The sequence below is a fragment of the Streptomyces sp. NPDC127038 genome, assembly GCF_042725875.1.
GTDB lineage: Bacteria > Actinomycetota > Actinomycetes > Streptomycetales > Streptomycetaceae > Streptomyces.
Map to the genome: position 1 here is coordinate 32893 of NZ_JBHXDQ010000074.1, position 13578 is coordinate 46470.

14 protein-coding genes are annotated in these 13578 nt (G+C 71.5%); 3 read left to right on the forward strand and 11 right to left on the reverse strand.

Going from position 1 to position 13578, the window contains the following annotated elements:
* Positions 1-98: 98 nt before the first annotated feature.
* From ACFWI4_RS35060 to ACFWI4_RS35080, 5 genes are all read right to left on the reverse strand, one after another.
* Complete coding sequence (locus ACFWI4_RS35060) at positions 99-1208, reverse strand: M14 family metallopeptidase (protein WP_387204813.1); 1110 nt, start codon at positions 1206-1208, stop codon at positions 99-101.
* Between the two features lie 56 nt (positions 1209-1264).
* Complete coding sequence (locus ACFWI4_RS35065) at positions 1265-2032, reverse strand: hypothetical protein (protein ID WP_387204816.1); 768 nt, start codon at positions 2030-2032, stop codon at positions 1265-1267.
* Between the two features lie 10 nt (positions 2033-2042).
* Positions 2043-2771 carry a hypothetical protein gene (locus ACFWI4_RS35070; RefSeq protein ID WP_387204819.1) on the reverse strand — a complete coding sequence of 243 codons (729 nt, stop codon included), beginning with the start codon at positions 2769-2771 and terminating at the stop codon, positions 2043-2045.
* 21 nt (positions 2772-2792) lie between these two features.
* Entirely contained in the window at positions 2793-3935 is a 1143-nt protein-coding gene (locus ACFWI4_RS35075) for a hypothetical protein (RefSeq protein WP_387204823.1), read from the reverse strand.
* A 194-nt stretch (positions 3936-4129) separates the two neighbouring features.
* On the reverse strand, positions 4130-5200 hold the full coding sequence (locus ACFWI4_RS35080; RefSeq protein ID WP_385400296.1) for a hypothetical protein: 1071 nt from the start codon (positions 5198-5200) through the stop codon (positions 4130-4132).
* Positions 5201-5546: 346 nt separating this feature from the next.
* On the opposite strand from ACFWI4_RS35080, the gene ACFWI4_RS35085 reads away from it, so the two are divergent.
* Both ACFWI4_RS35085 and ACFWI4_RS35090 read left to right on the forward strand, forming a co-directional pair.
* Complete coding sequence (locus ACFWI4_RS35085; RefSeq protein WP_387204826.1) at positions 5547-6104, forward strand: glycoside hydrolase family 25 protein; 558 nt, start codon at positions 5547-5549, stop codon at positions 6102-6104.
* A gap of 191 nt (positions 6105-6295) precedes the next feature.
* Positions 6296-7468, forward strand: coding sequence for a N(5)-(carboxyethyl)ornithine synthase (locus tag ACFWI4_RS35090; RefSeq protein ID WP_387204829.1), 1173 nt, complete (start codon positions 6296-6298; stop codon positions 7466-7468).
* Between the two features lie 25 nt (positions 7469-7493).
* Here ACFWI4_RS35090 and ACFWI4_RS35095 read toward each other — a convergent pair whose 3' ends face one another.
* Positions 7494-8333 (reverse strand): NADPH-dependent F420 reductase, encoded by an 840-nt coding sequence (locus ACFWI4_RS35095; RefSeq protein ID WP_387204832.1) that lies wholly within the window; start codon positions 8331-8333, stop codon positions 7494-7496.
* A complete protein-coding gene (locus ACFWI4_RS35100; protein ID WP_339131668.1) occupies positions 8330-8542 on the reverse strand; it encodes an EF-hand domain-containing protein in 213 nt (70 codons plus the stop codon). The genes ACFWI4_RS35095 and ACFWI4_RS35100 overlap by 4 nt, the downstream gene beginning before the upstream one ends.
* Positions 8543-8696: 154 nt before the next feature.
* On the opposite strand from ACFWI4_RS35100, the gene ACFWI4_RS35105 reads away from it, so the two are divergent.
* A complete protein-coding gene (locus tag ACFWI4_RS35105; RefSeq protein WP_387204835.1) occupies positions 8697-9329 on the forward strand; it encodes a GNAT family N-acetyltransferase in 633 nt (210 codons plus the stop codon).
* A gap of 56 nt (positions 9330-9385) precedes the next feature.
* On the opposite strand, the gene ACFWI4_RS35110 is transcribed toward ACFWI4_RS35105, so the two are convergent.
* The 4 genes from ACFWI4_RS35110 to ACFWI4_RS35125 form a co-directional block, all read right to left on the reverse strand.
* A complete protein-coding gene (locus ACFWI4_RS35110; protein ID WP_387204838.1) occupies positions 9386-10585 on the reverse strand; it encodes a YncE family protein in 1200 nt (399 codons plus the stop codon).
* Positions 10585-11424, reverse strand: coding sequence for a polysaccharide deacetylase family protein (locus ACFWI4_RS35115; RefSeq protein WP_387204841.1), 840 nt, complete (start codon positions 11422-11424; stop codon positions 10585-10587). Before ACFWI4_RS35115 ends, ACFWI4_RS35110 begins: the two co-directional genes overlap by 1 nt.
* Before the next feature lie 370 nt (positions 11425-11794).
* The gene (locus ACFWI4_RS35120; RefSeq protein WP_385400314.1) at positions 11795-12298 is read right to left on the reverse strand and encodes an ATP-binding protein; all 504 of its coding nucleotides are present in this window, start codon (positions 12296-12298) and stop codon (positions 11795-11797) included.
* A gap of 367 nt (positions 12299-12665) precedes the next feature.
* The gene (locus ACFWI4_RS35125; RefSeq protein WP_385400316.1) at positions 12666-13433 is read right to left on the reverse strand and encodes an enoyl-CoA hydratase/isomerase family protein; all 768 of its coding nucleotides are present in this window, start codon (positions 13431-13433) and stop codon (positions 12666-12668) included.
* Positions 13434-13578: the final 145 nt, after the last annotated feature.

Sequence of the window (13578 nt, forward strand, 5' to 3'; positions counted from 1 at the left end):
TTCCCCCTTGGGCGGCGGGCCCGCCCCCCGTTCCCCCTCCCCCGGCGGCCCCCCCCCGGGGGGGGGGCCCCCCGCCGAGGTCTCGCGGGCTTGGCCGGTCAGTCGGACCCGGTGGGCTTGGCGTCGGCGAGGCCGGTGAGGGCCTGGTCGAAGACCTCGCGGGCCCGCTGGAGAACCTGTTCGCGCCAACGGGCGTCCTGCGCCGGGCAGAAGGCGTCGCGGATCAGCCGCTTGAGTCCGGAGCGGACCGCCTCGGCCGGGGGCCGGTTCCTGTGCAGCCAGTTGTCGGCGCACAGGGCCAACAGCACCTCGGGCCCCGGCTGCGTGCCGAACTCCAGCGTGATCGCGGTCAGCCGGCCGCCCGGGCCGAGGCCGTCCGCCACCGCGGTCGCCGTGTTGCCCACGATCGGCGTGGAGGAGGAGGTGCCCTCCTCGGAGGCGGTGAGCGCGTCGCCGTACCACCGGCGGGCCCGCTGGTGGGCGTCCGCGTCGCGGCCGCCGCGGAAGATGGGCTCGCCGACCCCGCGCTCGCCGAGCCCGGTGTGCAGGTCGATGTAGGCCACGTGCCCGGCGCCGGCGATCTGCTCGGCGACCACCGTCTCGAACACCCGCCGGGACCAGACCGGGGCCCGTCCGCCGTAGAAGAGACCGTCGGGGTGGCGGTACTGGCCGCGGGTCACCGCCTCCTGGAGCCGCTGGGGGCCGAGCCGGTCGCGGAGCGCGGTGAGGTCCGCGACGAGCTCCGCGGGCGTGAAGGCGCCGTCCTCCGGCGGCACCAGCGTGGAGTGCACCGCGTCGTAGGCGTCGTTGTGCGGCGGGACGGCGTGGTCGACGAAATTCCGGTTGAGGTCGACGTTGTCCTCGTTGACGCGCCGCAGATGGGCGAAGCCGTACGGGTTGAGGGCGTGGACGAGCAGCACACCGGTGCTGGGACCGGCGGCGGCCCGCGCCACGCCTTCCCGCAGCAGGACGCCCGTCTGGCAGGCGGAGCCGCAGAAGCCCTCGATGCCGTGCGTCCCGGAGACCGTCACCAGGAGCTTCGCCGGGTCGGGCGGCCCCAGGACGGCGGTGTCCACACGGAGTTCGCCGCCGTCGGGCCCGAGGTGCCCCGGCAGGGTGAAGGTCCTCAGCCGCGCGCCCGCCTCCTCGGCGGCGGCCAGGAACGCGGTCCTGGCCCGGGCGTAGTCGAGGGGAAACGTGTCCGCCATGCTGCCTCGCGTTCCTGGGGTGCGTGACCCGGTGCCGGCCGCGGCACCGGCTGGACTCAGCTCCGCCCGGAGGGCAACGGCACCCCCAGGGCGGTGAGGATCGCGTGCGCCCCCGCCCGTGTGGGCACGTGCAGCAGGCACAGCACCCGGTCGCCCGGCTCGGTGTGCTCGGCGAAGTACCGGTTGGCCTCGGGCACATGGCTCAGCGGCCGTTCCCGGTAGAGGTCGAGGGGACGGCCGACGCCCGGGACGACCCCGTGCGCGGGGTCGAACGCGGCCCCGGGGGCGAGCGCCGCGGCCACCTCGGCCGCCAGCGTCTCCTGGCTGTCGTCCTTGCCCGCGAGGTCCGGGTACATGCTGATCTCCGGATGACCGCTGAACGCGGCCATCGCGCAGTGCACCACCGGGTTGTACGTCTTGAGCGCGATCACCTCGGGGAACGGGCGGCCCTCGGCGAGCAGCCGTTCGAAGTGCAGGGCCCAGCTCTCCTTGAAGACGGTGGCGCCCCGGTACGCGTCCCCCACGAACTGGATCATGATGTGGAGACAGGGCCGCCCCGAGGGGATCCCGGCCCAGCGGGAGGTGAGCAGCGACACGACCCGGTCGCGCTCGCGGTCCACCCCCACCACGATGTGGTCGGCGTCAGTCAGCATCTCGCGGCGGAGCGTGAACAGCTGGCGGGTGTGGAGCCCCGGCATGGCGAGGACCAGACCGTCCACGATCCACTTCTCGGTCGCGGTCGGCAGCTCCCGGCCGGGCGGCAGGGCCAGTACCTCGACCCCGGACCGCCCGCCGGGCCGTGTGGCTCGGTCGTCGTCGGCCACCGCTGCCCGCTCAGACCTCGGCCGAGGTGGGCAGCGGGATCTGTGCGTCGCTCTTGCCGAGCACGGTGAGCTGGTGCAGCTCCACGAAGTAGAGCTTCCACAGCCAGTAGACGTTGTGGAGGTGCTCGACGACCTTGCGCTCGTCGGCCTCGGAGTGGATCAGCGTGGACAGCACGCGCCACACGAAGTCGTCGTGGTCGTCGTCGAGGTCCGTGTTGACGTGCGCGCGGGCGCCCTTGACGTTCTCCTCGCCGAGCACGCCGCCCAGGTTGTCCAGCCAGTCGGGCTGGGTGCGCGTGGTGACGTACTCGACGAAGTACACGCTGGTGATCAGCGCCATCGGGCTGTCCTCGAACTCCATGCCGAACTGGAGGTATCCGGTGAGGAGTTTGGTGGAGAGCAGCGGTTCCGTGGAGTAGATCTGGTCCTTGGTGACGCCGACCTTGGCGAGGTCGGCGGCGAACAGCCGGTCGTGCAGCATCTCGTCGTCGGTGTAGTGCGCCCAGGCCTTGGCCTGCACCGGGTCCACCTTGGTGAAGTACTTGATGGCCAGGGCGTCCACGGTCCGCTTGCGGCGCAGCCTCAGGATCGTCTCGATGTTGTGGCGCTTGTAGTAGTCGAGGTTCAGCTCGGAGGCGTCCTTCTGGTGCTGCGCGTACGGGACGGTCGCGTAGAAGTCCTTGATGAAGGTGTCGAGGACCGCGTCGACCTTCTTGCGCAGTTCGGAGTTGATCGTCATGGCGTGCTTCCCTCCTTGGGGTCAGTGGCAGCCGCAGCCCGCGCTGGACACGCGCTGCATCCGGCCGCGGCGTACCGCCTTGCGGGCGCCGAGGACGGCGGTACCGTCCGAGGTCACCAGTGAGCTGCGGGGGCACAGGAAGGCCAGGGCGAAGCGCGTGGCCGGCGTGATCCCCAGGCCGAGGTTCACGACGCCGCCGGTGGCTCCGTACACCTCGTTCGGGCCGCAGTTCGCCGGGATGATCTCCGTGCTGGTGTTGATCCCGAAGCCGAGTTCCCAGATGACGCGGTAGCGCGGATCGTCGGTGAGGAGCTTCTCCAGCTCCACCGCGGCCGGGGCCGCCCCCGGGGTCTGCGGGGTGAGGCCCTCGATGCTCCCGGCCCTGATGTGCAGGGTCACGGCGTCGGAGACGAGCGGTGCGAGCGCCTCGAACAGCCTTTGCTGGTCGGCTCCGTCGGCCGGGTCCCGGTGGCGGTGGACGATCGGCCAGCCGCGCAGGGTCAGGTCTCCGTGGAGGCCGAGCAGCCGTGCCTCCGGTGCGAAGGTGGTGATCTCGGCGGCGGTGACGCTCAGTTTGCCGGAGGGGAAGATCTGCTGGTCGCCCTCCTCCAGGACGCCGGCCTGCATGTTCCAGACGCATTCACCGGCGGTGTGGTCGAACTCGGCCTCGGTGCCGGAGACGTCGTCGACGATCGTCAGCCGGTCGCTGTCGCCCACCAGGTCGAAGAACTCCTCGGCCACCCGGGCGTGCCCGGCGACGTCGGTGAGCGCGGCGGTGCGCAGGAAGTAGCGGACGTGTTCGTCGGTGAGCGGCGTGGATCCGGCCGGCAGCACGGCCAGTCTGCGTGCGCCGAGTTCCCGCGGGGTCGGCGAGTCGAGGAACTGCCCGGGGCAGACCGCCAGCACATGGGCGTCCTCCGGGACGCGGTGCTCGATCAGCTCGCCGAGGCGGGTGCCGGGCGGAAGCGTCAGCCGGAGCACCCGCGAATACCCGTCACCGGAATCCGGGGAATGCAGTGAGGCGGAATTCCCGGAACCAGAATCACGGGAACCGGAATTCAGGGAGATGAGCTCGCCGTGCCGTTCGCTCGTGATCAGACAGAATGTCCCGGCCAGCGGGCCGAACTGGTCGAAGTCGCTCGGGTCGAGTTCCAGCGGTGGCACGGGAGACTCCCTGGAGAGGAGAAAAAGGGGGAACCCCGCGGCGGGGCGTGGAACACCCCGCCGCGGGTCGGTACTCAGCCCAGGAGCGTGCCCAGGTAGTTGCGGTTCTTCTGCACCTTGATCTTCTTCATGGGGAGTCACCTCCTGTTGGGTTGATTTCCTTGCGTTCACCCCGGCCGGGTGGTCGCGACCCGCTATGCGAGGGGCACGACCCTTTCCACGGTGGGGTGGTCCGGGTGGCCGATCACCGCGACTCCATTGCTGGTCAGCACGCGGGTGTCCGGCGAGATGATGTCCAGGTGGTACTGGGTGTACGGGGTGAGCCCGAGGCCGAAGTGGAGACAGCCCTCCGTGCCGCCGTACACCTCGTTCATGGCGTGGTTGCCGGGCAGGATGTCGTGGGAGGTGTTGAGGGCGTGGCCGATCTCCCAGACGATCCGGTAGCGGGAGTCGACGGCGAACATCTGCTCCAGCATCGCCACGGCCGGCGCCGCTCCCGCGTCCAGCGCCACCAGCCGCGTGATCCTGCCGTCCTCGACGGTGGCCTTGATCGCGTTGTCGTGCATCGCCCACAGCTGCGCGTGGACACGGGCCTGGTCGGCGCGGGAGAAGGAGGGGGTGCCGTTGTGCAGGATCGGGTAGCCGCGCAGCGTGATCTCGCCCTCGAGCGGCAGCTTCAGCGCCTCGTCGAACTCCCTGATCTCGACGGGCAGCACGCTGATCTCGCCGGACGGGACGATCTGCTGGTCGCCCCAGTCCAGCGGGCCGGCCTGCTGGTTCCACACCAGTCCCTCGCGCAGATGGTCGAGGGTGGCCCGGGTGCCGTGCGCGGGGTCGACGTAGACGAGCTGCTCGGAGTCCTCGGCGAGTTCGAAGAACGTGTCGCAGAACGCCGCCTGTTCGGCCGCCGAGGTCCGTTCCATCACCCCGAGGAAGTGCCGGATCTCGTCGAGCCCGGTCGGCGTCGAGTTGCACGCCATTCCCATGATCTTCCGCCGGCCCACCAGGGAGGGGTCAGGTGACTCGAAGAAACGGTGGGGCGAGACGACGAGCACGTGCGCGGGTTCCGGGATCCGCTTCGCGAGAATGTCCTCGAACCGGTCTCCGGCGTCCAGCGTGATGGTGATGAATTCCCGGTAGGGCGCCGTCTCGACTATGTCGATACGGTCCACCAGTTCGGAATTCGTGATCAGACAGAAGGTGCTTCCGGTGGCCTCACCGAACTGGCTGAAGCGGCCGGGATCAATGGCTATCTGAGCGGACACGATCACTCCCGTCATGACCTCTGCACGTTTTCTCGCCGTGGTCTCCAATGTGCCGGGTGACGGGGTTCCGGGACTATAGGGCGATGGTCCCTGCCGGCCGTCGGCGACTGGGACTTCCGCCCGTCCCCGCGCATTCCCGGTGCGGCCGCGCGGGCACGGGACGGGCCCCGCGGGCCCCACGCGCGCGCCGCGCGGCCCCAACGGATGCCCCACGCACGCCCTGCGGTCACGCGTGCGAGCGTCAAGAGGGCGAAGTGGGGTAATTCCAAAGGAAGTTGTTGTTCCGCACGGGCAGCGGGCATCGCCGCGCGCGGCCCGTCTCCCCCCATGCACGGAGGCTCCACCCATGCTGCGAGGCATCGACGTCAGCGCCTACCAGTCGTCCGCGTACGGCACCGCCGGGCTCTCCTTCGTCTTCGTCAAGGCGACGGAGGGCCGCTCGTACGTCAACCCGAAACTCACCGCGCAGGTGAGGACCGCCCGGGACGCGGACTGCGTCGTGGGCTTCTACCACTTCCTGTGGCCCGGCGACATCACCGCCCAGGCCGAGTACTTCGTCGGCAAGGCCACCGAGCGGGCGGGCGACCTGCTCGCCGTCGACTGGGAGACCACCGGCGACGGCACCCACGCGAGCAACGCGGAGAAGGACCGCTTCATCCGCAAGGTGAAGGACCTCCGCCCGGACAACCGTGTGGTGCTCTACACGAACCGGGACTTCTGGCTGAACGTCGACACCACCTCGTACGCCGGCGACGGTCTGTGGATCGCCGACTACGTGACCGCGGGCGAACCCCGCATCCGGGCGAAGTGGCGCTTCCACCAGTACACCTCGGATCCGGTGGACCGGAACGTCGCGGACTTCGAGAGCGAGGCCGCCCTGCGCGCGTGGGCCGACAGCGCCTAGGGCCCGCTCCCAGGGGCTTCGGCGCCTCCCCGCCCGCCGGGCTCGGACGAGCGGCGGGCGGTCGGCGTCCGGGACCGGAGTACGGTTGCCCTACCGAGCGCACCTCGCACGCCGCCATCCGTCGCGGCGTCGCCCTCGGGGAACGGCGAGGCCGGAGCACACCGCGTCCGGCAGGAAATGAGCCGCCCCACATGAGTCCGATGAGTCTCGGAGTACCGGCCTCCTCCCGCAAGGAGAACGAGTTCCGGTTGCCGCTGCACCCCGGCCACCTCGACCGGATCGCCCCTGACGTACGCGAGAGGATCTTCCTCGAAACGGGCTACGGACGGCGTTTCGGCGTCACCGACGACGCCCTGCGGCCCCTGGTGGCCGGATTGCGCTCCCGTGAGGAACTCGTCGCCGAGTGCGACGTCCTGCTGCTGCCCAAACCCCTGCACGAGGACGTCGCCGAGCTGCGCGAGGGCCAGGTCCTGTGGGGATGGCCGCACTGCGTGCAGGACGAGAGGATGACCCAGACCGCCATCGACGGGCGACTGACGCTGATCGCCTGGGAAGCCATGAACCACTGGACCTCCACGGGCGCCTTCAGCGTCCACGTGTTCCACAAGAACAACGAACTCGCGGGCTACTGCTCGGTGCTGCACGCCCTGCAGCTCGGGGGGCTGACCGGCAGCTACGGACGCCGGCTGCGCGCGGTGGTCATCAGTTTCGGTGCCACGGCTCGCGGAGCGGTCACGGGCCTGGGCGCCATGGGGGTCTCCGACGTCACGGTGCTCACCCAGCGCGAGGCCGCGGCGGTGGCCTCCCCGATGCCCTCGGTCGTGATGGGCCACTTCGAGGAGCAGCCGGGCGCCCCCTCGCGTCTCCAGGCGTCCACCCCGGCCGGGCCCGTACCGCTGGCGGAGTACCTGGCCGGGTTCGACATCGTCGTCAACTGCATCCTCCAGGACACCGACGCGCCGCTCACGTTCGTCACCGAGGAGGAGCTCTCCCTGTTCCGGCCGGGCACGTTCTTCATCGACGTCGCCTGCGACGAGGGCATGGGCTTCGCCTGGGCCCGTCCGACCACCTTCGGCGATCCCATGCCCACCGTCGGCGCGGGCTGTCACTACTACGCGGTGGACCACAGCCCGTCCCACCTCTGGAACTCCGCCACCTGGGAGATCAGCGAGGCGCTCCTCCCCTACCTGCGCAAGGTCATGAGCGGCCCCACCGCCTGGGACGCCGACATCACGGTCCGCAAGGCCATCGAGATCCGTGACGGCGTCGTCCAGAACCCGAAGATCCTCTCCTTCCAGCACCGCTCCGCCGTCTACCCGCACACTCCGCGGATTCCGGCGGACACCCTGAGGCAGGCGGGCTAGCGAGCGCGTGCGGCGGCCCGGCGGGTCACCCGCGGAAGTCCGCCGGGCGCTCCGGGGGCGCCTCCGCCAGGGCCTTCGTCACCGCGTCGCGGCCTTCCTGGAGGCCGTAGACGGGGGTGCCGGGCTGCTGGCGCCAGGAGTCGGCCAGACCGCCGGCGTCGACGGTGTCGAAGCCGATCTCCTCGATCAGCTCGCGCACGCGCCGCTTCGCCGCCGCGTCGTCGCCGGCCACCGGGAGGGCCATGCGGTCGGGGGCGCCGGCCGGGCGGGCGCGGTCCAGGATGTCCTGCGCGAAGGTGCCGTTGAAGGCCTTGATCACCGTGTGGCCGAGCTGCTGGGCCGTCCAGCCGCTCTCGGTGAGGCCGTCGTCCTCGATCCCGGCGATCCTGCCGTCCCGCTGCTGGGGGTAGTAGTTGCCGGTGTCGATGACGGCGACGCCCTCGGCGGCCCCGTCCAGGACGCCGTCCGGCAGGTCGGGCACGGCCTTGAGCGGGATCGTGACGATCACGACGTCCGCGCCCTCGGCCGCCCGCTCGACCGTGACGGGGGTCGCCCCGGTCTCCTCGGCGAGCGCGCTCAGCGTCTGGGGACCGCGGGAATTGGCGACGAAGACGTCGTGGCCGACGGCGGTGAGCCGCCGGGTGAGGTTGCCGCCGATGTTCCCCGCGCCGATGATGCCGATCTTCATGAGAGACAGACCCTTCCGGAGGTGATGCTCCCGATGCTCCTGACGCGCATCACCAACCCCGGGAGCGCGGGCACTATTCCGGACATTCGGCGTTCGGGTGACCGCCCTCGCGTCGGCCGCGTACGCCGAAGGGGCGCCCTCCGGAAGACCGGTGGGCGCCCCTTCGGCGGGCGTCACTTGTTCAGGTGGATCCAGAACTCGTCGAACGAGAGGACCTTGTCGCCGTTGAGGTCACGGGTCGCGATGATGGCCTCCGCCACCGACTCGGTGACGTTCCAGTCGCCGCCCTGGGCGAGAGCGGTCTTGAACTCGGCCGCGGTGATGAACCCGTCACCGTCCGTATCGATCCGCTCGAACTGCTTGCGTGCTTCCTCGATGTCGGCCACCGATCCGCCCCTTCGTCGTGCATCACTGCATGCGTTACTGCCTGGTGTACGGAGGTCAGATTAACGGTCCGGCCGAGCACGCGGTGCGGCGAGTACCGTCGGGCCGATGCGCGGGGCGGGCGCACGCGGCGGGCGGAGACGGGAGGAGCGCGCGATGGACACCTTGCGGGACGTTCTCGACGCGGCGGCGCGCGGGGTCTTCCCGCCGGAGGACGGGGCCACCACGATCGTGCGGGCGCCCTCGCCCCGGGACACCGGGGTGCTCTCCCTCACCGCCCACGCGGTCGTCTTCACGGACGAGGACCCGCGGTGGGTGCGGGCCGCGCTGCGGGCGGCCGGCTGCGATCCGCTCGCCGCGCCGCTCAACCCCCGTTTCCTGACGGCGTTGATGGACCGCACGGGCCGCGCCCACGACACGGTGGACGCGCTGCTGGTGGCGGAGCCGCTGCCGGGTGAGGCGCCCCTCGACCTGGTGGAGCTCTCCGGTTCCGGGCACCCGCGCGTCGCGTACGCGCGCGAGCGGCGCGACGAGGTGCGGGCCTGGGAGGCGGACGGCGGGGTGGTGGTCCTGGGGCGCGGGGTCGCCGGCCGGCTGGAGGTCTCGGCCGAGGTGGCGGACGGCGTACGGCACCGGGGTCTGGGCCGGCTGCTGGTGGGAGCCGCCCGGCACCTCGCGGCGGAGCCGGTGTGGGCGCAGGTCTCGCCGGGCAACGCCCGCAGTGTGCGGGCGTTCCAGGCGGCGGGCTATCTGCCGGTGGGCGCGGAGGCGCTGCTGCTGCCCCGTTGAACGGGTCGCGCGGACGGATCGTGCGGACTGCTTGTGCGGCGCCCCCGCCGGACGGGTCAGCGGAAGATGCCGGTGTGGCCGAGCGAGTAGCGGCCGGGCTGGGGGTAGACGGCGAGGCCGTGCGGACCGCTGCCGACGTGGATGCGGGCGATCTGGTGGCCGGTGCGGGTGTCGATCGCGTACACCTCCGAGTTGTAGCGGCCGGAGAGCCACAGGACCTTGCCGTCGGCCGAGACGCCGCCCATGTCGGGGCTGCCTCCGTCGGGCAGGCGCCACTTCTTGGTGAGCTTGTTCTGCGTGAAGTCGAAGATGGAGATGGTGCCTTCGCCGCGGTTGGAGATGTACATCTCGCGCGAGTCCCGGCTGACGTAGAGGCCGTGGGCGCCCTTGCCCGTGTGCAGCAGGGTCGGCCGGGTGAACTTGTCGCCGTCGAGGATCCACACGCCGTCGGCCATCATGTCGGCGATGTAGAACCGCTTGCCGTCCGGGGAGATCTTCACGTCCTGGGGCATCGCCCCGTGGAACGGCAGCTTCTGCTGGCCGATCACCTTCATCCGCTCGGTGTCGACCTTCAGGAGTTCACCGCTGAACTCGCAGGACACGATGAAGTAGCGGCCGTCCGGGGAGAAGTCGGCGTGGTTGACGCCGTAGCAGCTGACCGGCTCCGTCCTGACGGTCTTCATGGTGTGCGCGTCACGGAAGACGAGCTCACGGTCGAGCGAGGCCATCACGATGGCGTACTTGCCGTTGGGCGTGAAGTAGAGGTTGTACGGGTCGTGGACGTCGACGGGCTTGCCCGCCTCGCCGGTCTTCGGGTCGATGGGGGTGAGGGTGTTGCCCCGGTCGTTGTTGACCCACAGGGTCTTCAGGTCCCAGGAGGGGACGACGTGCTGGGGCTGGACGCCGACCGGGATCGTCTCGATGACCTTGTACGTCGCCGGGTCGATGACCGAGACGGTGTTGGAGTTGGTGTTGGGCACGTAGACCCGGGAGGGGAAGTCCTTGACCACCGGGGAGAGCCGGCCGGGGCGGTCGGCGGCGTACACGTCCGACGGGTCCAGCAGCGGGGGCATGCCGGGCAGGCCCTGGGCGGCCGGCTGCCTGACCGGGGCGGGCGGGACGGCCGCTTTGGTGGTCGTGTGGTTCTGGTCCGCGTGGCTGTCGGAGGAGGCGCCGCAGCCGGCGAGGGCGGCGAACGTGGTGAGGGCGGCGCCCGCGATCAGGACGCGGCGCAGGGAGGAGGGTGGCGTCAGCATCAGCTCAGCAGCTCCGTGGTGGTGACCGCGCCGAGGCCGCGGCGGTCGAGTTCGTGCAGGAGGGAGGGGAGGGCGGCGACCGTGCCGGCGTATCCGAAGTGCAGGCTCACGACGGAGCCGGGTCGGACCTCGGCCATCACCTTGCGGGTGACGGCGGCGGCTCCCGGCGAGGTGTAGTCCAGGGAGTCGACGTCGTAGGAGAGCGTGTGCGGGTAGCCCGCCTCGCGGGCGAGGCGCTGGACCAGGGGGGAGGCCCGGGGGCTGCGGGAGGGCCGGAACCAGGTGCCGATCGAGCCGGTGAGCTTCTTGAGGCGGTCCGCGCAGCCCCGGATCTCCGCGGCCGCCTCCGCCTCCGTCATGGCGTTGATGTCGAGGTGGCGCTGGGTGTGGTTGCCGAGGTCGTGGCCGCCGTCCAGGATGCGGCGGGCGAGGTCCGGGTGCTCGTCGAGCCAGCTGCCGACGGCGAGGACGGTGATCCGGGCGCCGGCCTTCTCGGCCTCGCCCAGCAAGGCCTTCGCCACGGAGGGGTCGCCCTGGCCGTGGAAGGTCAGGGCCACTCTGGACGGCTGGGTACGGGGGCCGTGGGTGATCTCGGCGGGCTGGGAGGGGTACTGGCGGGGTACGGGGGCGAGCGCGGGGGCTCCGCGGGTCGTCGTGGCATGGGGTGCGCTGGGGGCGGCCGGAGGGGTCGTGAGGTTCTGGGCGTGGGCGGTTCGCGGGGCGGAACAGCCTGCGGTCACTCCGGCGGCGAGGGTTCCTGCGGTGAGCGCGAGTCCCGTGAGCAGGGCAGCGCGCCGGGGCGGGGCGGAGGCTGCGGGGTCTTCGGCGGGCGTGGTCACCGGACCATTTAAGGGTGAATCGACCGAAAAACCGGCGATTGCCCCACCCGGGTGGTGGTGCGGGTCGCTCCGCGAGCGCCGACCAGGGGGGCTCGGAGGCCTGACTCCGGCCAGGGGCCGCGGGCTCGGGGGCGCGGTCTGGGGTCACCGTGGTGCAGGGGGCCGGGGGCGTGGGGCGTTCGGGGCTTCTGGGGTGTGGGAGACCCTGTTTTGGATCGGTCGGGGGTGTCTGCGATAGTCGGCCCTGCGACCTCCACCCATTGACCCGGGCCACGGTTGTCGCCGGTGGCGCGGTTCACACCCCATTCGTTCCGCGGCACCCCGCAAGCCCCGGCTGCCACGCGGCCGGGGCTCACGCGTATCCGGCGGCTCAGCGGTCGGCGACGCGCATCTCGAACCAGGTGGTCTTGCCGCGGGGCAGCAGGTCGACGCCCCAGCGGTCGGAGAGCTTGTCGACGAGGAACAGACCCCGCCCGCTCAGGTCCATCTCCTGGACCGGCATGAGACAGGGAAGGCCGCGGGAGGGGTCACGGACCTCGATACGGATCCAGCCGCGGCGGCGGCGCATACGGAGCCCGAACACGCGGGCGCCGGTGTGCCGCACGGCGTTGCCCACGAGTTCGGAGACGAGTAAGACCGCGTCCTCGGTCAGCTTCGGGGACAACCCCCAGTGCCGAAGGACCACGACCTGGGTGAGCCGCCGCGCGGTGGCCGCGGACTCCGGGCGGGACGGCAACGGCACCTCGCCCTCGGTGGGATTGCCGAACAACTCCAGTGCCTTGAGCGCTCGTTCGTCCTCGACCGCAGGTGTCCAGCGCGCCGCGGTCGCACTTCCGTGCCGCCGCGGCTGTTCCATGCCCTCCAGCCCCGCCATGCCCCCCATCATGGCCGCCCGGAGCCCCCTCCGGGGCCGTTCCGAAGGAATAGGCCCCCCGGAACGCGACATTCCACCCCAGCCGATCGGCATATGCCAGAGGCAGTTCAGGGGGCTCCAGGACCCCTCCGACCTGCCGGAACGAACCACTCCGGGGCAATCGCCGCCGCCTCGCCCCAAGGCGTGCTTAAGGTTGCCTTAAGCCTGGGATAAAGCGCCCCAACGGGGGACGCCGTTCCGACGCACCGTCAACCACGAGTGGACCGGCGGGTGAAACGGGGGCGGGAACGGCCGCGCCGGCCCCCCCGGGGGACGCCTCGTCCGGGGCCGGCGCGGCGGACGGTCAGTGGAACGGCGCGGCGGACGGTCAGAGGAACTTCGCCTTGCCGGGCCCCTCTTCCACGAAGCTCCGCATGCCCCGCTCGCGGTCCTCCGTCGCGAACAGACCGGCGAACCAGTTCCGTTCGATGGCCAGCCCGGTCTCGATGTCCGTCTCCAGGCCCGCGTCCACCGACTCCTTGGCGGCCCGCAGCGCGATGGCCGGCCCCTGCGCGAGCCGGGCGGCCCAGGCGTGCGCGGCGGTGTAGACCTCGTCGGCGGGGACGACCCGGTCGACCAGACCGAGCGCGAGGGCCTCGTCGGCCTTCACCATCCGGCCGGTGAAGATGAGGTCCTTGGCCTTGGAGGGACCGATCAGCCGGGAGAGCCGCTGGGTGCCGCCGGCACCGGGGATGAGGCCGAGCAGGATCTCCGGCTGGCCGAGCTTGGCGTTGTCCCCGGCGATGCGGTAGTCGGCGCACAGGGCCAGTTCGCAGCCGCCGCCGAGCGCGTAGCCGGTGACGGCGGCGACGACGGGCTTGGGAATGCGGGCGACGGCGGTGAAGGAGTCCTGCAGGGCCCGGGACCGTACGACCATCGCGGCGTGGTCCATGGCCTGCATCTCCTTGATGTCCGCGCCCGCCGCGAACACCTTCTCCCCGCCGTACAGCACCACGGCCCGGACGTCCGGCCGGGCCGTGGCCTCCTCGGCCAGTTCCTTGAGGCGGTCCTGCGTCGCCACGTCCAGGGCGTTCATGGGAGGGCGGTCCAGGCGGATGGTGCCCACGCCTTCGGCCACTTCGAGATGCACAGTCATGGAAGCAGGTTAGTGGCCGTTAACGGAACCGGGGCCGGGGTGGGGGGTGACAGCCCCCCCCGCCCCGGGGGGGGGGGGCGGCGGCGGGCCCCCCGGGGCGGGCACCCCCACCCGGGGGGGGGCGTCACATTGGGCACGACGCCCA